This is a genomic window from Pseudomonas sp. GW821-FHT03A09, from assembly GCF_059421065.1.
Genome location: NZ_JBWKUX010000015.1, coordinates 25,885 through 44,481 on the forward strand (window position 1 = coordinate 25,885; position 18,597 = coordinate 44,481).

The 18,597-nt window shown below is 57.4% G+C and carries 23 protein-coding genes; 19 read left to right on the forward strand and 4 right to left on the reverse strand.

Annotated features, from left to right (window positions below; genetic code table 11):
- Positions 1-6: 6 nt before the first annotated feature.
- The 16 genes from rpsN (at position 7) to bfr (ending at position 9,713) form a co-directional block, all read left to right on the forward strand.
- Positions 7-312 (forward strand): 30S ribosomal protein S14, encoded by a 306-nt coding sequence (rpsN, locus tag AC07V4_RS22850; RefSeq protein WP_003176414.1) that lies wholly within the window; start codon positions 7-9, stop codon positions 310-312.
- 208 nt (positions 313-520) lie between these two features.
- Positions 521-913, forward strand: coding sequence for a 30S ribosomal protein S8 (gene rpsH / locus AC07V4_RS22855; protein ID WP_010206883.1), 393 nt, complete (start codon positions 521-523; stop codon positions 911-913).
- A gap of 12 nt (positions 914-925) precedes the next feature.
- Positions 926-1,459: a 50S ribosomal protein L6 gene (gene rplF, locus AC07V4_RS22860; RefSeq protein WP_003194640.1), complete on the forward strand. Its 534-nt coding sequence runs from the start codon at positions 926-928 to the stop codon at positions 1,457-1,459.
- Positions 1,460-1,469: 10 nt separating this feature from the next.
- Entirely contained in the window at positions 1,470-1,820 is a 351-nt protein-coding gene (gene rplR, locus AC07V4_RS22865) for a 50S ribosomal protein L18 (protein WP_003186037.1), read from the forward strand.
- Between the two features lie 3 nt (positions 1,821-1,823).
- A complete protein-coding gene (rpsE, locus tag AC07V4_RS22870) occupies positions 1,824-2,324 on the forward strand; it encodes a 30S ribosomal protein S5 (protein WP_003176409.1) in 501 nt (166 codons plus the stop codon).
- Between the two features lie 2 nt (positions 2,325-2,326).
- Positions 2,327-2,503 carry a 50S ribosomal protein L30 gene (gene rpmD / locus AC07V4_RS22875; RefSeq protein ID WP_003176408.1) on the forward strand — a complete coding sequence of 59 codons (177 nt, stop codon included), beginning with the start codon at positions 2,327-2,329 and terminating at the stop codon, positions 2,501-2,503.
- 3 nt (positions 2,504-2,506) lie between these two features.
- A complete protein-coding gene (gene rplO / locus AC07V4_RS22880; protein WP_003176407.1) occupies positions 2,507-2,944 on the forward strand; it encodes a 50S ribosomal protein L15 in 438 nt (145 codons plus the stop codon).
- Positions 2,945-4,273, forward strand: coding sequence for a preprotein translocase subunit SecY (secY, locus tag AC07V4_RS22885; RefSeq protein ID WP_016969470.1), 1,329 nt, complete (start codon positions 2,945-2,947; stop codon positions 4,271-4,273).
- Between the two features lie 27 nt (positions 4,274-4,300).
- Positions 4,301-4,417, forward strand: coding sequence for a 50S ribosomal protein L36 (gene rpmJ, locus AC07V4_RS22890; RefSeq protein WP_002555468.1), 117 nt, complete (start codon positions 4,301-4,303; stop codon positions 4,415-4,417).
- A 129-nt stretch (positions 4,418-4,546) separates the two neighbouring features.
- Positions 4,547-4,903, forward strand: a complete 357-nt coding sequence (gene rpsM / locus AC07V4_RS22895) for a 30S ribosomal protein S13 (RefSeq protein WP_003194635.1) — start codon at positions 4,547-4,549, stop codon at positions 4,901-4,903.
- Positions 4,904-4,933: 30 nt separating this feature from the next.
- Positions 4,934-5,323, forward strand: a complete 390-nt coding sequence (rpsK, locus tag AC07V4_RS22900) for a 30S ribosomal protein S11 (protein WP_002555466.1) — start codon at positions 4,934-4,936, stop codon at positions 5,321-5,323.
- A gap of 18 nt (positions 5,324-5,341) precedes the next feature.
- Complete coding sequence (rpsD, locus tag AC07V4_RS22905) at positions 5,342-5,962, forward strand: 30S ribosomal protein S4 (protein WP_003210056.1); 621 nt, start codon at positions 5,342-5,344, stop codon at positions 5,960-5,962.
- 22 nt (positions 5,963-5,984) lie between these two features.
- Positions 5,985-6,986, forward strand: coding sequence for a DNA-directed RNA polymerase subunit alpha (locus AC07V4_RS22910; protein WP_003176403.1), 1,002 nt, complete (start codon positions 5,985-5,987; stop codon positions 6,984-6,986).
- 41 nt (positions 6,987-7,027) lie between these two features.
- Positions 7,028-7,414, forward strand: coding sequence for a 50S ribosomal protein L17 (gene rplQ / locus AC07V4_RS22915; RefSeq protein WP_003176402.1), 387 nt, complete (start codon positions 7,028-7,030; stop codon positions 7,412-7,414).
- A gap of 230 nt (positions 7,415-7,644) precedes the next feature.
- Positions 7,645-9,093, forward strand: coding sequence for a catalase (locus AC07V4_RS22920; RefSeq protein ID WP_492638283.1), 1,449 nt, complete (start codon positions 7,645-7,647; stop codon positions 9,091-9,093).
- A gap of 155 nt (positions 9,094-9,248) precedes the next feature.
- Positions 9,249-9,713 (forward strand): bacterioferritin, encoded by a 465-nt coding sequence (gene bfr / locus AC07V4_RS22925; RefSeq protein ID WP_492638282.1) that lies wholly within the window; start codon positions 9,249-9,251, stop codon positions 9,711-9,713.
- 65 nt (positions 9,714-9,778) lie between these two features.
- Here the strand turns inward: bfr and uvrA are convergent, their stop codons facing one another.
- Positions 9,779-12,613 (reverse strand): excinuclease ABC subunit UvrA, encoded by a 2,835-nt coding sequence (uvrA, locus tag AC07V4_RS22930; RefSeq protein ID WP_492638281.1) that lies wholly within the window; start codon positions 12,611-12,613, stop codon positions 9,779-9,781.
- 178 nt (positions 12,614-12,791) lie between these two features.
- On the opposite strand from uvrA, the gene AC07V4_RS22935 reads away from it, so the two are divergent.
- On the forward strand, positions 12,792-14,186 hold the full coding sequence (locus AC07V4_RS22935) for an MFS transporter (RefSeq protein ID WP_492638280.1): 1,395 nt from the start codon (positions 12,792-12,794) through the stop codon (positions 14,184-14,186).
- Positions 14,187-14,195: 9 nt separating this feature from the next.
- Positions 14,196-14,711: a single-stranded DNA-binding protein gene (locus AC07V4_RS22940; protein WP_003232445.1), complete on the forward strand. Its 516-nt coding sequence runs from the start codon at positions 14,196-14,198 to the stop codon at positions 14,709-14,711.
- 68 nt (positions 14,712-14,779) lie between these two features.
- On the opposite strand, the gene AC07V4_RS22945 is transcribed toward AC07V4_RS22940, so the two are convergent.
- On the reverse strand, positions 14,780-15,688 hold the full coding sequence (locus AC07V4_RS22945; RefSeq protein WP_492638279.1) for a LysR family transcriptional regulator: 909 nt from the start codon (positions 15,686-15,688) through the stop codon (positions 14,780-14,782).
- Between the two features lie 103 nt (positions 15,689-15,791).
- Here AC07V4_RS22945 and tam point away from each other — a divergent pair, with 103 nt between their 5' ends.
- Positions 15,792-16,553: a trans-aconitate 2-methyltransferase gene (tam, locus tag AC07V4_RS22950; RefSeq protein WP_492638278.1), complete on the forward strand. Its 762-nt coding sequence runs from the start codon at positions 15,792-15,794 to the stop codon at positions 16,551-16,553.
- Between the two features lie 17 nt (positions 16,554-16,570).
- Here the strand turns inward: tam and AC07V4_RS22955 are convergent, their stop codons facing one another.
- Both AC07V4_RS22955 and AC07V4_RS22960 read right to left on the reverse strand, forming a co-directional pair.
- Positions 16,571-17,134, reverse strand: a complete 564-nt coding sequence (locus AC07V4_RS22955; protein ID WP_492638277.1) for a cysteine hydrolase family protein — start codon at positions 17,132-17,134, stop codon at positions 16,571-16,573.
- 220 nt (positions 17,135-17,354) lie between these two features.
- Positions 17,355-18,557 (reverse strand): MFS transporter, encoded by a 1,203-nt coding sequence (locus AC07V4_RS22960; protein WP_492638276.1) that lies wholly within the window; start codon positions 18,555-18,557, stop codon positions 17,355-17,357.
- Positions 18,558-18,597: the final 40 nt, after the last annotated feature.

Sequence of the window (18,597 nt, forward strand, 5' to 3'; positions counted from 1 at the left end):
AGGACCATGGCCAAGATGAGCATGAAAAACCGCGAGCTGAAGCGTCAGCTCACGGTTGCCAAGTACGCCAAGAAGCGTGCAGCACTGAAAGCAATCATCGTTGATCTGAACGCAAGTCCAGAAGCGCGTTGGGAAGCTACAGTTGCTCTGCAGAAGCAGCCACGTGACGCAAGCGCTTCGCGCATGCGTAACCGCTGCCGCCTGACCGGTCGTCCACACGGCGTTTACCGCAAGTTCGGCCTCGGCCGTAACAAACTGCGTGAAGCGGCAATGCGTGGTGACGTACCAGGTCTGGTTAAAGCCAGCTGGTAAGTACTTTCGAAGTCCAGGTGGTTGGCATCGCAAGATAACGACCACCGGTGACCTTGAATCTGGAACAAGCCCCTTTTGGGGCTTGTTTCATTTCTGGAGTGTGTCTAGAATACCCGGCTCGCCTGAGCCCGTGTTTTCTATGCCCGGAGATTCTCGGCGACATATGTAGCCGCAAGGCTAATTTTTTTGTATTAGGAGCGTCTAGCCCATGAGTATGCAGGACCCGTTAGCGGACATGCTAACTCGTATCCGTAATGCCCAGATGGCTGAAAAGTCCGTCGTAAGCATGCCATCTTCCAAGTTGAAGGTAGCTGTTGCCAAAGTCCTTAAAGACGAAGGCTACATTGCGGGTTATCAGATCAGCAGCGATGTAAAAGCACTGCTGTCCATCGAGCTGAAGTACTTCGAAGGCCGTTCGGTCATCGAGGAAGTGAAGCGCGTTAGCCGTCCAGGCCTGCGTCAGTACAAGTCCGCTGAAGATCTGCCGAAAGTTCGTGGCGGTCTGGGCGTGTCTATCGTCTCCACCAACAAAGGTGTGATGACGGATCGTGCTGCGCGCGCTGCCGGTGTCGGCGGCGAAGTTCTTTGCACTGTGTTCTAAGGGGGGATAAGCATGTCTCGCGTCGCTAAGAACCCCGTTAAGCTGCCAGCCGGTGTCGAAGTCAAATTCGCAGGCCAACAGCTTTCGGTGAAGGGTGCCAAGGGTACTCTTGAACTGAACATCCATTCGTCCGTTGAGATCGTTGAAGAAGCTGGTGAGCTGCGTTTCGCTGCTCGCAATGGCGATCAACAAACTCGCGCAATGGCCGGTACCACGCGTGCGTTGGTAAACAACATGGTCCAAGGCGTAAGCCAAGGCTTCGAGCGTAAGCTCCAGCTGGTCGGTGTTGGTTACAAAGCGCAAGCAAAAGGCACGGTTTTGAACCTGGCCCTTGGCTTCTCGCACCCTGTGGATTACGAACTGCCAGCGGGCATCACTGCTGAGACCCCTAGCCAGACCGATATCCTGATCAAGGGCATCGACAAGCAGCTGGTAGGTCAAGTGGCCGCTGAGATCCGCGACTTCCGTCCACCAGAGCCGTACAAAGGCAAAGGTGTGCGCTACGCGGACGAAGTCGTCCGTCGTAAAGAAGCCAAGAAGAAGTAGGGCATAGCAAATGACCGACAAAAAAGTTACTCGACTGCGTCGCGCTCGCAAAGCACGCCTGAAAATGCACGAACTCGAAGTCGTGCGTCTCTGCGTGTTCCGCTCGTCGCAGCACATCTACGCCCAGGTCATCTCGGCCGACGGCAACAAAGTCCTGGCAAGCGCCTCGACTTTGGATAAAGAACTGCGTGATGGTGCCACTGGCAACATCGACGCGGCCACAAAGGTTGGCCAGCTGGTCGCTACGCGTGCTAAGGCCGCTGGCGTCTCGCAAGTGGCTTTCGACCGCTCTGGCTTCAAGTACCACGGCCGCGTTAAAGCGCTGGCTGATGCTGCTCGTGAAGCTGGGCTGGAGTTCTAAGTTATGTCAAATAACGACCAAAAGCGCGACGAAGGCTACATTGAGAAGCTGGTTCAAGTTAACCGCGTAGCCAAAACCGTTAAAGGCGGCCGTATCTTCACTTTCACCGCGTTGACCGTGGTTGGTGATGGTAAAGGGCGTGTTGGCTTCGGCCGTGGCAAGTCGCGTGAAGTGCCTGCTGCGATCCAGAAGGCAATGGAAGCTGCTCGTCGCAACATGATCCAAGTTGATCTGAACGGCACCACTCTGCAGTACGCAATGAAGTCCGCTCACGGCGCTTCGAAGGTGTACATGCAGCCTGCTTCTGAAGGTACCGGTATCATCGCTGGCGGCGCTATGCGTGCTGTCCTCGAAGTTGCTGGCGTTCAGAACGTTCTGGCCAAGTGCTACGGCTCGACTAACCCGGTAAACGTGGTTCACGCCACTTTCAAAGGTTTGAAAGCTATGCAATCTCCTGAGTCCATCGCTGCGAAGCGTGGTCTGACTGTCAAGGAGATCTTCTGATCATGGCTACCGTTAAAGTAACGCTGATCAAAAGCATGACCGGCCGCATCCCTAACCACAAACTGTGCGTTAAAGGTCTGGGTCTGCGTCGCATCGGTCACACTGTAGAAGTCCAGGATACTCCCGAGAATCGCGGGATGATCAACAAGGCTTACTACATGCTGCGTGTAGAGGGTTAATCGATGAAACTCAATGATCTGAGTCCAGCGCCGGGTTCCCGTCGCGAAAAGCATCGTCCGGGCCGTGGTATCGGTAGCGGTTTGGGTAAGACTGGTGGCCGTGGTCACAAAGGTCAAACCTCCCGCTCCGGTGGCACCATTGCTCCAGGCTTTGAAGGCGGTCAACAGCCGCTGCATCGTCGCCTGCCTAAGTTCGGTTTCGTATCCCTGAAGGCCATGGACCGCGCAGAAGTGCGTCTGTCCGAGCTGGCTAAAGTGGAAGGCGATATCGTTACTGTGCAGACCCTGAAAGATGCCAACGTGATCAACGTCAACGTACAGCGTGTGAAAATCATGCTGTCCGGTGAAGTGACTCGCGCTGTCACTATCGGCAAGGGAATCGGCGCCACCAAAGGTGCGCGTTCGGCTATCGAAGCAGCTGGCGGCAAGTTCGAGGAATAAATGGCTAAGCAAGGTGCTCTCTCAGCGCTCGGCAAAGGCGGTATGTCTGAACTCTGGGCTCGTCTGCGTTTTCTGTTCCTGGCGATTATCGTCTACCGAATAGGCGCACACATCCCGGTTCCAGGTATCAACCCGGACCGACTCGCAGACCTGTTTCGACAGAATGAGGGGACCATTCTTAGCTTGTTCAACATGTTTTCCGGCGGCGCGCTGGAACGGATGAGCATCTTTGCATTGGGGATCATGCCGTACATCTCGGCATCGATCATCATGCAGTTGATGACCGCCGTCAGCCCGCAGCTGGAGCAGTTGAAGAAGGAAGGTGAAGCTGGCCGTCGCAAGATTAGCCAGTACACCCGCTACGGCACTGTCGTCCTCGCCCTGGTCCAAGCTATCGGCATGTCCGTTGGCCTGGCCGGGCAGGGCGTTGCGTTCACTGGTGACTTTGGCTTCTATTTCGTCGCGGTATCCACTTTTGTGGCTGGTGCGATGTTCATGATGTGGCTGGGTGAGCAGATTACTGAGCGTGGTGTTGGTAACGGTATCTCGATGTTGATTTTCGCAGGTATCGTCGCCGGTCTTCCGAGGGCAATTGGGCAGTCTTTCGAGTCTGCGCGTCAGGGTGATATCAATATCTTTGCCCTGGTTGCCATCGGTTTGCTGGCAGTAGCGATTATCGGTTTTGTGGTGTTCATTGAGCGTGGCCAGCGTCGTATTGCTGTTCACTACGCCAAGCGTCAGCAGGGCCGTAAGGTCTTCGCTGCGCAGACCAGCCACTTGCCGCTGAAAGTGAATATGGCCGGTGTTATCCCGGCAATTTTCGCGAGCAGCATTTTGCTGTTTCCGGCTTCGTTGGGTACCTGGTTTGGTCAGTCTGAAAATATGGGCTGGCTGCAGGACCTCTCTCAGTCGATCGCTCCTGGTCAGCCGTTGAATATTCTGCTGTTTAGTGCAGGGATTATTTTCTTCTGCTTCTTCTATACGGCGTTGATGTTCAATCCGAAAGACGTAGCGGAAAACCTGAAGAAGTCCGGTGCCTTTATTCCGGGCATCCGTCCAGGTGAGCAGTCGGCACGCTACATTGATGGCGTTCTGACTCGTTTGACCCTGTTCGGTGCTCTATATATGACGGCCGTGTGCCTGTTGCCCCAGTTCCTGGTGGTTGCAGCAAACGTTCCGTTCTACCTTGGCGGGACCTCGTTGCTGATCGTGGTCGTGGTTGTGATGGACTTCATGTCCCAAGTACAATCGCACCTCGTTTCGCACCAGTACGAATCCCTGATGAAGAAAGCCAACCTGAAGGGTTACGGCAGCGGCATGTTGCGCTGAGTACCCATAAGGTTCGAGGAGTTGGTGATGAAAGTTCGTGCATCGGTGAAAAAGCTGTGCCGTAACTGCAAGATTATTCGCCGCGAAGGTGTTGTTCGAGTAATTTGCAGCGCGGAACCGCGTCACAAACAGCGCCAAGGCTGAGTGTGATCCGCTTGAAGCCCGGCAGCTAGTGCGCTGCCGGGTTGATTATTTGTTATTACAGCGATATTATCTCGCGCCCTATTTCTTGGCTTCCGGGGCGTAGGTAGCTGTCAATTGGAGTCCCACTGAATGGCCCGTATTGCAGGCGTTAACATTCCAGATAACAAGCACACTGTTATCTCGCTGACCTACATCTATGGTGTTGGTCGCACTACTGCGCAGAAGATTTGCGCAGTTGCTGGGGTAAACCCAGCCGCTAAGATCAAGGATCTGAGCGACGAGCAGATTGAACAGCTGCGTGGCGAAGTGGCGAAGTTCACCACTGAAGGTGACCTGCGTCGCGAAATCAACATGAAAATCAAGCGTTTGATGGACCTCGGTTGCTATCGCGGTCTGCGTCATCGTCGTGGTCTTCCAGTACGCGGTCAGCGTACCAAGACTAACGCGCGTACCCGTAAAGGTCCGCGTAAGCCGATCCGCAAGTAATCGCCCCAGCGAATCGACAGGAAAATTATCATGGCAAAACCTGCTGCTCGTCCTCGTAAAAAAGTTAAAAAGACAGTGGTTGATGGCATCGCCCACATCCATGCTTCTTTTAACAACACCATCGTGACCATCACCGACCGTCAAGGTAACGCGCTTTCTTGGGCTACCTCCGGTGGTTCGGGTTTCCGCGGTTCCCGCAAGTCCACCCCGTTTGCTGCTCAAGTAGCTGCTGAACGTGCTGGTCAAGCTGCGCTGGAATATGGCCTGAAAAACCTCGACGTTAACGTCAAAGGTCCAGGTCCAGGTCGTGAGTCTGCTGTCCGTGCTTTGAACGGCTGTGGCTATAAGATCGCCAGCATCACCGACGTGACGCCAATCCCGCACAACGGGTGCCGTCCGCCGAAGAAGCGCCGCGTGTAATCCAGGAGATTGTAAAGAATGGCTCGTTACATTGGTCCAAAATGCAAACTCGCTCGTCGCGAAGGCACCGATCTCTTCCTGAAGAGCGGCGTGCGCGCGATCGAATCGAAGTGCAACATTGAAGCAGCACCTGGTATCCACGGCCAACGCCGCGGTCGCCAGTCCGACTACGGCACCCAACTGCGTGAAAAGCAGAAGGTCCGTCGTATCTACGGCGTTCTCGAGCGTCAGTTCAGCGGCTACTACAAAGAAGCTGCTGGCAAGAAAGGTGCAACCGGTGAAAACCTGCTGCAACTGCTCGAATGCCGTCTGGACAACGTTGTATACCGTATGGGCTTTGGTTCGACTCGTGCCGAATCCCGTCAGCTGGTATCGCACAAATCCGTCAGCGTAAACGGCCAAACCGTTAACGTACCGTCTTACCAGGTTCGTGCTGGTGACGTGGTCGCGATTCGCGAGAAAGCAAAAAACCAACTTCGCATTGTCCAAGCTCTCGATCTGTGTGCCCAACGTGGCCGCGTAGAATGGGTAGAAGTAGACACTGAGAAGAAGTCGGGCGTTTTCAAGAACGTTCCTGCTCGCAGTGATCTGTCCGCCGACATCAACGAAAGCCTGATTGTCGAGCTCTACTCCAAGTAAGGGCTAGAAAATAGGTGCATCCATGCAGATTTCGGTAAATGAGTTCCTGACACCCCGCCATATTGATGTGCAGGTTGTCAGTCCAACCCGCGCCAAAATTACTCTCGAGCCTCTCGAGCGTGGTTTTGGCCACACCCTGGGCAACGCGCTGCGCCGCATCCTGTTGTCCTCAATGCCCGGCTGTGCAGTAGTCGAGGCCGAGATTGACGGTGTGCTCCACGAGTACAGCGCCATCGAAGGTGTACAGGAAGACGTAATTGAAATCCTGTTGAACCTTAAAGGTCTGGCTATCAAGCTGCATGGCCGTGACGAAGTTACGCTGACCTTGTCGAAGAAGGGTTCGGGGGTGGTTACCGCTGCCGATATTCAGCTGGATCATGATGTCGAGATCGTTAACCCCGATCACGTAATCGCTAACCTGGCGTCTAACGGCGCCCTGAACATGAAGCTCACCGTAGCTCGTGGTCGTGGTTATGAGCCGGCCGACTCGCGTCAGAGCGATGAAGACGAAAGCCGCAGCATTGGCCGCTTGCAGCTTGACTCTTCGTTCAGCCCGGTTCGCCGTATCGCATACGTGGTGGAAAACGCCCGTGTCGAACAGCGTACTAACCTGGACAAGCTGGTTATTGATCTGGAAACCAACGGTACTCTGGATCCTGAAGAGGCTATCCGCCGCGCTGCAACCATTCTGCAACAGCAGTTGGCTGCGTTCGTCGACCTCAAAGGTGACAGCGAACCAGTGGTAATCGAGCAGGAAGACGAGATCGATCCGATCCTGCTTCGCCCGGTTGACGATCTGGAACTGACTGTACGTTCGGCTAACTGCCTTAAGGCGGAAAACATTTACTACATCGGCGACCTGATTCAGCGTACCGAAGTAGAACTGTTGAAGACTCCGAACCTGGGCAAGAAATCCTTGACTGAAATCAAGGACGTTCTGGCCTCCCGCGGTCTGTCCCTCGGCATGCGCCTCGACAACTGGCCGCCTGCAAGTCTTAAGAAGGACGACAAGGCGACTGCCTGATCGTCGTAATCACCGAACGTGAGTTTGGTAAGGAATGAACCATGCGTCATCGTAAAAGTGGTCGTCACCTGAGCCGTACCAGCTCGCACCGCAAGGCCATGTTCCAAAACATGGCGGTGTCGCTGTTCGAGCACGAGCTGATCAAAACTACACTGCCGAAAGCTAAAGAACTGCGTCGCGTTGCTGAGCCGCTGATCACTTTGGCCAAGACAGACAGCCTGGCTAACCGCCGTCTGGCTTTCGACCGTACTCGTTCGAAAGCTATCGTTGGTAAGCTCTTCAACGACCTGGGCAAGCGTTACGCTACCCGTGAGGGTGGCTACCTGCGCATCCTCAAGTGCGGTTTCCGCGCTGGCGACAACGCGCCTATGGCGTACGTCGAGTTGGTTGATCGTGCTACTGCCGGCGAAGCTGTAAGCGCCGAGTAAGACGACAGTCTGCAACGAAGAACCGGGCCAAGTGCCCGGTTTTTTGTGCGCGTTATAAAAATGCAATTTCAACAGTTTTCCACGGTCACACTATGGGCATCTGGGGGGATGGTAGTTATTTTCTATTGATGTCTATAATTTTATGAATTTGTAGACGTCATATTGATGATCAATACTCCCCTCAGGCCGATTAGCCGGCAGTTCCAAGTCCGACCTGAGGAAAATTGAGCATGAGCCAGAATAAAATCCTTACCACCGCCAGCGGTGCACCCGTTGCGGACAACCAGAATTCCCGATCCGCAGGCCCGCGCGGTCCGTTGCTGCTCGATGATTTTCACCTGATCGAGAAGCTCGCTCACTTCAACCGTGAAAACATTCCTGAGCGTCGTGTTCACGCCAAGGGCTCGGGTGCCTATGGCACCTTCACGGTCACCAAAGACATCACGCAATACACCAGCGCGAAGTTGTTCGAGTCCGTCGGCAAGCAAACGCCAACCTTCCTGCGATTCTCTACTGTAGGTGGTGAGCGCGGTTCGGCTGATACTGAGCGCGATCCACGTGGTTTCGCCTTGAAGTTCTACACCGAAGAAGGCAATTGGGACATCGTGGGTAACAACACTCCGGTGTTCTTCATTCGCGATCCATTGAAGTTCCCGGACTTCATCCACACCCAGAAGCGCCTGCCGCAAAGCAACCTGAAAAGCGCTCAAATGATGTGGGACTTCTGGTCGCACTCTCCAGAGGCGCTGCACCAGGTCACCATTCTGTTTTCGGACCGTGGTATCCCTGACGGCTACCGCCACATGCACGGCTTCGGTAGTCACACTTACAGCCTGATCAATGCCAAGGGCGAGCGTCATTGGGTTAAGTGGCACTACAAAACCAAGCAAGGCATCAAGAACCTGGCGCCAGCCGATGCAGCACGCCTGGCCGGTACCGACCCTGATTACGCTCAGCGTGATCTGTTCGGTGCGATCGAACGCGGTGACTTCCCGAAATGGCGAGTGTGCATCCAGATCATGACCGAGGCTCAGGCCAACGCTCATTACGAAAATCCTTTCGATGTGACCAAAACCTGGTCGCAGAAGGAATTCCCGCTGATCGAAGTCGGCGAGCTGGAATTGAACCGCAATCCGCAAAACTACTTCGCTGAAGTGGAGCAAGCCGCGTTCGGTCCAAGCAACATGGTTCCAGGCGTAGGTCTGTCACCAGACCGCATGCTGCAAGGCCGTGTATTCGCTTACGCCGATGCGCACCGCTACCGTGTAGGCACCAACCACCAGCAATTGCCGGTGAATGCCCCACGTAGCCCAGTGAATAGCTACCAGCGTGATGGTTCGATGGCCTTCGGCAGCAACGGTGGCGCAACGCCGAACTACGAGCCGAACAGCTACGCGGACGCTCCGAAACAAGCGCCACAGTACGCAGAGCCAGCGCTGGCCCTGAGCGGCGCCGCTGATCGTTACGATCACCGCGAAGATACTGACTACTACAGCCACGCCGGTGCGCTGTTCCGACTGATGAATGATGAGCAGAAAGCATTGCTCGTCAACAACATCGCCGGTGCAATGGCTGGGGTGTCCAGCGATGTGGTTCAGCGCCAGCTGGGGCACTTCTACAAGGCAGACAAGGCTTATGGAGAAGCAATCGCAAAGGCGTTGGGTGTATCGCTTAACTGACTCTAAACGATAAGCAGAACCGCCCTCATTTGGGCGGTTTTTGCGTTATTTCAGCTACTTTTCTCAGGGAATCTTCACTTTTCTGCCGTTGGTCCCGTGACCTCCGAGTCATCATGGTTCAAACTACAGACTTTCAAGCAGGGAGATGTAGGGCGATGCAAGGTCACCCCGACGTAATCGATTACCTCAACACGTTGCTGACGGGCGAACTGGCAGCTCGTGACCAATATTTCATCCATTCGCGCATGTACGAAGACTGGGGTTTTACCGAACTCTACGAACGTATCAATCACGAAATGGAAGAAGAGGCACAGCACGCTGACGCGTTGATGCGCCGTATCCTGATGCTCGAAGGCACGCCGCGTATGCGTCCTGACGACCTGGATGTGGGCACCGCGGTACCTGACATGCTCGCGGCCGACCTGCGCCTCGAGTACAAGGTGCGTGCCGCACTCTGCAAGGGCATCGAGCTCTGCGAGAAGCACAACGACTATGTCACCCGCGAAATCCTGCGCGTGCAGTTGGCCGACACCGAAGAAGATCACACCTACTGGCTGGAAAAGCAGCTGGGCCTGATCAAGCTGGTGGGTCTGGAGAATTACCTGCAATCGCAGTTCTGATTCCTGGCTACAAGAAAGCCCCTGTCACCGCGAAGTGACAGGGGCTTTTTATTGGGCCCGATAAGTCAGGCCCGGTCGCGCGCCAACAGCGGTTTCAAGTAATAACCGGTATGCGACTGCGGCATTTCGGAAACCTGCTCTGGGGTGCCGACTGCAATGATCTGGCCGCCCTTGGAGCCGCCTTCCGGCCCAAGGTCCACCAGCCAGTCGGCTGTCTTGATCACATCCAGGTTATGTTCGATCACCACCACGGTATTGCCGTGGTCACGTAGACGGTGCAACACGTCCAGCAGTTGTTGAATATCCGCAAAGTGCAGGCCCGTGGTTGGTTCATCGAGGATGTACAGGGTCTTGCCTGTATCGCGCTTGGACAGCTCGCGAGACAGCTTCACCCGCTGCGCCTCACCACCGGACAACGTAGTCGCCGACTGCCCCAGCTTGATGTACGACAGGCCTACATCCATCAATGTCTGGAGTTTGCGCGCCAACGCAGGAACCGCGTCAAAGAACTCCCGCGCCTCCTCGATGGTCATCTCCAGGGTTTCGTGGATGCTCTTGCCCTTGTACTTGATCTCCAGGGTTTCGCGGTTATAGCGCTTGCTCTTGCATACGTCGCACGGCACGTAGATGTCCGGGAGGAAGTGCATCTCCACCTTGATCAAGCCATCGCCCTGGCACGCCTCGCAGCGTCCGCCCTTGACGTTGAACGAGAACCGGCCTGGCCCGTAACCCCGTGAGCGGGATTCCGGAACGCCCGCAAACAGCTCACGAATGGGTGTGAACAGCCCGGTATAGGTCGCTGGGTTGGAGCGCGGTGTGCGGCCAATCGGGCTTTGGTCGATATCGACCACCTTGTCCAAGTGTTCCAAGCCTTTGATGCTGTCGTGCGCAGCCGCTTCCAGGGTTGTCGCGCCATTCAGCGCGGTGGCGCTTAACGGAAACAGCGTGTTGTTGATCAGTGTCGACTTGCCCGAACCGGAGACCCCGGTCACGCATGTCAGCAGGCCTAGCGGAATTTCCAGGTCGACATTGCGCAGGTTGTTGCCACGCGCGCCCTTGAGGTGGAGTGCGAGCTTCTTGTTGCGCGGAGTGCGTTTGGCTGGAACTTCGATCTTCACGCGGCCGGACAGATATTTGCCGGTCAACGAGTCTGGATGAGCCATGACTTCGGCAGGCGTGCCCTCGGCGACGATATGTCCGCCATGCACGCCCGCGCCTGGGCCAATGTCGACTACGTAATCCGCCAGGCGAATCGCGTCCTCATCGTGCTCGACCACGATCACTGTGTTGCCGATATCCCGCAGATGTTTCAGCGTGCCCAGCAGGCGGTCATTATCCCGCTGATGCAAGCCAATCGACGGTTCATCGAGGATGTACAGCACGCCTACGAGGCCGGCACCAATCTGGCTGGCCAGACGAATACGCTGGGCTTCACCACCAGACAAGGTATCGGCACTGCGATCCAGCGACAGGTAGTCCAGGCCAACGTTGACCAGGAACTGCAAGCGTTCGCGAATTTCCTTGAGGATCTTATCCGCGATTTCCCCACGACGTCCGGTCAGCTTGAGTACGCCAAAGTACTCGCAGGCATCCCCAATCGGCAGGTTGGTCACAGCCGGCAATGTCTTCTCGCCCACCCACACATGCCGCGCCTCACGACGCAGGCGCGTGCCCCGGCAATCCGGACACGGTTGAGTGCTGAGGAATTTCGCCAGTTCTTCACGCACGCTGGCCGATTCGGTCTCGCGGTAACGGCGCTCCAGATTCGGCACAATGCCTTCGAACGGATGAGAGCGTTTGACGATATCGCCTCGGTCGTTCAGGTACTTGAAGTCGACGTTCTGCGAGCCACTACCGTGCAGGATGACTTTCTGCTGCTCGGTCGGCAGTTGGTTGAACGGCACTTCCAGGCTGAATTTATAGTGCGATGCCAACGACCCCAGCATCTGGAAGTAATAGACGTTACGCCTGTCCCAGCCGCGTATCGCGCCTTCGGCCAAGGTCAGCTCGCCGTTGACCAGGCGCTTGATGTCGAAGAACTGCTTCACCCCCAGGCCGTCACAGGTCGGGCAGGCGCCAGCCGGGTTGTTGAAGGAGAACAGCTTGGGTTCCAGTTCGCTGATCGCATGGCCACAGATCGGGCAGGCGAAGCGCGCGGAGAAGATGATCTCTTCGCCCGGCTCATCGTCCATCGGCGCCACCAGGGCAATGCCATCCGCCAGCTTCAATGCGGTCTCGAACGATTCCGCCAAGCGCTGCTGTAGATCAGCCCGTACCTTGAAGCGGTCGACCACTACATCAATGGAGTGCTTCTTCTGCTTGTCGAGCTTCGGCGCTTCGTCCAGCTCATAGAGCTTGCCGTTGATGCGCGCGCGTACAAAACCCTGTGCTCGCAGTTCTTCGAAGACAGAAAGGTGTTCACCCTTGCGCTCACGAATCACTGGCGCCAACAACATCAGCTTCGCGCCTTCCGGTTGGGCCAGTACCAGGTCGACCATCTGACTGACGGTCTGGGCCTCCAGGGGAATATCGTGGTCCGGGCAACGCGGGATACCCACGCGTGCGTACAGCAAGCGCAGGTAGTCGTAGATTTCGGTAATGGTGCCGACAGTGGAGCGCGGGTTGTGGGAGGTCGATTTCTGTTCGATGGAAATCGCCGGCGACAGGCCTTCGATGGTGTCGACGTCGGGTTTTTCCATCATCGACAGGAACTGCCGGGCATAGGCCGACAGCGATTCCACATAGCGCCGCTGGCCTTCGGCATACAGCGTGTCGAACGCCAGGGACGATTTGCCGGACCCGGACAAGCCGGTGATGACGATCAGCTTGTCCCGGGGCAGGGTCAGGTCGATGTTCTTCAGGTTGTGGGTTCTAGCCCCACGAATCAGGATCTTGTCCAAGATGGCCTCGCACGGCGGGCGTAAATAATGCTGGAGTATACGGCTAAAGACTGGATGAATATACACTGTCAAAAGACCGCTTGCAGCCTTACATGAAAGCTGCGCGGCAAAGCGCCGCATATACCCTCTCAATCGATGGGACTGGTAGAATCGCCGCCGGTTCACACGAGGTTTTTCCATGCACGATCCCCACAGCGAACGCATGAGTAGCGGCGAGACCCGAGCGGCAAGCGGTCTGGCCCTGGTGTTCGCCTTCCGTATGCTTGGCATGTTTATGGTGTTGCCGGTGCTGGCGACCTATGGAATGGATCTCGCAGGAGCGACCCCCGCATTGATTGGCCTGGCGATTGGCGCCTATGGCCTGACCCAGGCGATTTTCCAGATTCCGTTCGGGATCATTTCTGACCGCATTGGGCGCCGCCCGGTGATTTACCTCGGCTTGATCGTGTTTGCCCTCGGCAGTGTGCTCGCCGCTCAGTCCGATTCGATCTGGGGCGTCATCGCCGGGCGCGTGCTGCAAGGCGCCGGCGCGATTTCCGCCGCTGTGATGGCGCTGCTGTCCGACCTCACGCGTGAACAACACCGCACCAAGGCCATGGCCATGATCGGCATGACTATCGGGTTGTCGTTCGCGGTCGCCATGGTGGTCGGCCCCTTGTTGACCCGAGCGTTCGGCCTGCACGGGCTGTTCCTGGCCACCGGCGGCATGGCGTTGTTCGGGATCGTGATCGTAGCCTTTATGGTGCCGCGCTCCACCGGCACGTTGCAGCATCGCGAGTCAGGCGTTGCGCGCAAGGCCTTGTTGCCGACACTCAAGCATCCCGACTTGCTGCGCCTGGATTTAGGTATCTTCGTATTACACGCAATGCTGATGTGCAGCTTCGTCGCGCTGCCCCTGGCGCTGGTCGAAAAAGCCGGCCTGCCCAAGGAGCAGCACTGGTGGGTCTACCTTACAGCGCTGTTGATTTCGTTCTTCGCCATGATCCCGTTCATCATCTATGGCGAGAAGAAACGCAAAATGAAACGAGTTCTGCTCGGCGCCGTCGCGACGCTCATGCTCACTGAGCTATTCTTCTGGCAGTTCGGCGACAGCCTACGGGCGCTGGTGGTCGGTACGGTGGTGTTCTTCACCGCGTTCAACCTGCTGGAAGCTTCGTTGCCTTCGCTGATCAGTAAAGTTTCACCGGCGGGTGGCAAAGGCACGGCGATGGGGGTGTATTCCACCAGCCAGTTCCTCGGCTCTGCGTTGGGCGGCATCATGGGTGGCTGGATGTTCCAGCATGGCGGTTTGTCGGTTGTGTTCCTGGGATGCGCAGGTCTGGCTGCCCTCTGGCTAGCCTTTGCTGTTACCATGCGCGAACCTCCCTATGTGACGAGCCTGCGTTTGCCGTTATCGCCAGAAGCGATCCGCGAAGCCGGTCTGGTTGAGCGCCTCAAGGCCGTCGTTGGGGTTACGGATGCCGTGGTTATTGCTGAAGAAGCCGCCATCTACATCAAATTGGACACCGAATTATTGGATCGCGCGACGCTCGAGCAACTGGTCAACCCAGTGCCGACAGCGCGCCCAGCCTAGGAGAACGTTATGGCCCGTGGGGTTAACAAAGTCATATTGGTCGGTACATGCGGCCAGGATCCCGAAGTTCGCTACTTGCCTAACGGTAACGCCGTGACCAACCTGAGTCTGGCGACCAGCGAACAGTGGACCGACAAGCAGACCGGCCAGAAGGTCGAGAAAACCGAATGGCACCGTGTGTCGATGTTCGGCAAGGTAGCAGAGATCGCCGGTGAGTACCTGCGCAAAGGTTCGCAGGTCTACATCGAAGGCAAGCTGCAAACCCGCGAGTGGGAAAAGGACGGTATCAAGCGTTACACCACTGAAATCGTGGTCGACATGCAAGGCACCATGCAACTGCTGGGCGGCCGTCCACAGGGCGACCAACAAGGCCAGGGCGGTATGTCCAACTCGGCACCGCGTCCACAGCAGTCGCGTCCGCAGCCAAGCCAGCAGCCACAGCGTGAGTCGCGTCCAGCGCCACAACAGGCCGCTCCACAACCGGCTCCGGATTTCGACAGTTTTGATGACGATATCCCGTTCTGAGGTCTCACGACCCGAAGCGAGCAAAACCCCCGACGGCTAACGCCTCGGGGGTTTTTTATTGTGTGTGATCACGCATCCGTCGACGCCGCTGTGACCACCATTTCCTTGAACCGGCGCAATACCGCCGAGCCGTCGCCGATCCGAGTTGCCAGATGCAATGGCGCCACCAGGCTGCGGCACTCCGTCAGCTCTCGATAGACGATGCCGTCGCCACGTAACCGCTGCATCGATGCCGGCACAATCGACACCCCAAGACCTGCCGCTACCAGGCTCAATGTTGCAGTCATGCGCGGTGCCTCTTGGACCACTTGCGGGCTGAACCCTGCTTCACGACAAGCCACCAGAATCGCGTCGTACAACCCCAGCCCCACGCGCCGGCGATAAAGCACGAACGACTCGGTTGCCAATGCTGCCAAGGGCAGGGGTGAGCTTGGATCGGCTGCCAACGGATGATCGGTGGGGAGTGCCAGCAACATCGGTTCCACGAGGATTGGCTCATCCTGCAACGACTGCGTTCCACTGAGCGGTGAGCGGATAAACGCGGCGTCGAGTTTCTCGTGCACCAAAGCATCCAGCAGTTCACCGGTACCGGCTTCCTCCAGCATCACCGAGACACCGACGAAGGTTTCGCGGAACAGCCGCAAAACGCTGGGGACAAACGGATGCAACGCAGCAGAGCTGGTGAAGCCTATCGCCAGGCGACCGCGCTCACCGCGCGCGGCACGGCGTACCACGTCGGCCAAGCCCTCGGCCTGGGCGAGTATTCCCCGTGCTTCGTCCAGCAAGGCCAGGCCCGCAGTGGTCGGTCGCACACCACGGGGTAAGCGCTCCATCAGGATTACACCCAACTCAGCCTCCAGGCTTTGCAACATCCGTGTCAGCGGTGGTTGTTGCATGCCCAGGCGTTCTGCGGCGCGAGTGATGTAGCCTTCTTCGGCGATGGCAACAAAGGCTTTGAGCTGGCGCAGTTCCAACATTGGGATACTTTCCAGGTATGGGGAGGCTCCAATCCTGGCATTTGTTCTCATGGCTCACAAGAATTAGGCTGTGACCAACCTCTAAAAAAGAAGGAAAGCCGTGATGACCTGGTCAGCCAAGCAGTACACGATGTTTGAACAGCAGCGTACCCGTCCGGTCCGTGACTTGGTCGCGGCAATCCCCAATACCGACGTACGCACCGCGGTAGACCTGGGGTGCGGTCCAGGCAACTCCACCGAGGTATTGGCCGAGCGTTTCCCGCAGGCCCATGTCACCGGCATGGACAGCTCTGATGACATGTTGGTCGATGCCCGTAAACGCCTGCCGACCTTGAACTTTGAATTGGCTGATATCGGTGCCTGGAATCCCGCGCAACCCTTCGATGTGATCCTGGCCAACGCTTCCCTGCAATGGCTACCGAACCATGCCGCGCTCTATCCACACTTGGTGAATCAACTGACCGCAGGTGGCACGTTGGCGGTGCAAACCCCAGACAATCTTGATGAGCCCGCCCACCGGCTTGCTCGCGAAGTGGCGGCTGACGGCCCTTGGGCTGCCAAGATCGGAGCGGTCAAACACAATGAGCGGCACACCGCCAGCTACTACTTCGAGCTGTTGAGCCAACATTGCAGTACCGTCGATGTGTGGCGCACCACCTACCAGCACCCACTGGCGGATCATGAGGCGGTGGTGGAGTGGTTTAAAGGTTCGGCACTGCGGCCATTTCTCGCACCGTTGACCGATAGCGAAAAAGCCGAATTCCTACGGGAGTATCAGGCGCGCATTGCCCGGGCTTACCCAGCCCTGAAGGATGGCACCGTACTGCTGCCATTCCCGCGCCTGTTCATCATTGCGACTCGCTAAGGTCAAACAGGCGGCGGTCATACCGCCGCCGCTTGCGCCTTCAAGTATTCATCCGTCGACAGCACATCCGCATACGCAAACCCCAGAGCCGCCATAAACGCCCCATGGGCCTGAGCGGCTGGGATCACCTGCCCATTGAACTCCAGATCCCGTGTCGCACACGCGTCATGAATCACCGTGACCTTGTAGCCCAGGTCCGCCGCTGCCCGCACTACGCCATCGATGCACATATGGCTCATGCTGCCAAGCACCACTACGTCGGTAATGCTGCGCTGTTCGAGCAACGCTCGCAGCTCGGTCCCGCGAAAGGCATTCACGAAATGTTTAAGCACCACCGGCTCATTGCCTTGGTTCAGCACCTTTGGATGCAGATGAGCACCCTCGGAACCTGGCGTGAAGAAGGGTGCATCCTCGGACGTGAACTCATGGCGCACATGAATCACCGCATTCCCCGCCTGACGAAACGCCAGCAACACTTGCGCCGCCTTGTCCGCCGCCGCCTCCACGCCTTCCAGCGGCCACTTGCCCTCAGGGAAATAATCGTTCTGGATGTCGATCAAGATCAGCGCTTGCTTGGCCATGGTGGTGCCTCGTGAGAAGTGGAGGGGCGCGCTATCCAAGCGGGCGCCCAGGGCGATAGGGTGCAGGATAAACAGGCAATCCCCGTAAAGCGATCAGGCCGTTGTCTTCTTTGCTCGCAGCGCCTTGGCTTCACCTGCCAGGTGCATCACCAAGGCGATCAACAGCGGCACAATAAAATAGATCGAGCTTGCCCCCACTTCGGATAGGTAGGTTGCGGATCTAGTGTCCGGCAACAACCCGTGTCGAGCCCTGGGCATACACCGGCCCCAGACGATCAAGGCGTCCGCTCCAGGCGGTCAGTGCCAAGGCCACCAACACCACCAGGCCGCCAATCCATGCGGTATGGATCAGCCCCATATGTGCCACGATCAAACCGCCGGCCCAGGCGCCACCGGCGATCCCCAGGTTGAAGGCAGCGATGTTCAAGCCCGAGGCCACGTCCACCGCTTGCGGGGTGTGATGTTCGGCCTGGTGCACCACGTACACCTGCAGGCCCGGCACGTTGCCGAAGGCGACCGCGCCCCACACCAGTACGGTGGCCAGGGCCAGCCATGGGTTGCCGGCGGTCAGGGTGAGGATGAACAGCACGGCCGCGAGCAAGGCAAAGATGATTTTCAACGCACTGATCGGGCCGCGCTTATCGGCGAGCTTGCCGCCCCAGATGTTCCCAGCTGCCACGGAGATGCCGTACACCAGCAACACCAGGCTGACGGTGCCGGCGCTGAAACCGGAGATGTCCTGAAGAATTGGCGCCAGGAAAGTAAACGCGATAAACGAGCCGCCATAGCCGATGGCGGTCATGGCATACACCAGCAGCAGGCGCGGTTGCTTGAGCACTTGCAGCTGTTGCAGCAGGGATGCGGGTTTGCTGTGGCTGATGTTTTTTGGCACGTAGAGCAGGCTGCCAATAAACGCGATCACGCCCAAGGCCGAGACGGCCAGGAAGGTTTCACGCCAGCCGAAGTGCTGGCCGATGAAGGTGCCCAGCGGCACACCGGTGACCAGGGCGACGGTCAAGCCGGTAAACATGATGGCAATCGCACTGGCGGCTTTTTCCTTGGGCACCAGGCTGGTGGCGATGGTCGAGCCAATCGAGAAGAACACCCCGTGGGCGAGGCCGGTGACGATCCGTGCCAGTACCAGGGATTCGTAACTCGGCGCCTGCCAGGCCAGCAGGTTGCCGAGGGTGAACAGCACCATCAACGACAACAGCAGCAATTTGCGTGGCACTTTGCCGGTGAGGGCGGTGAGCACCGGCGCGCCGATGGCCACGCCCAGGGCGTAGAGGCTGACCAACAGGCCGGCGGACGGCAGGTCGACACCCAGGTCGGCGCCGATGGTAGGTAACAGGCCAACGATGACGAATTCGGTCGTCCCGATGGCGAAAGCGCTGAGGGTCAGCGCGAGAAGGGCAATGGGCATGGCTGCAACTCCGGTGGGTTTGAATCAGGAGCGCAGTGTC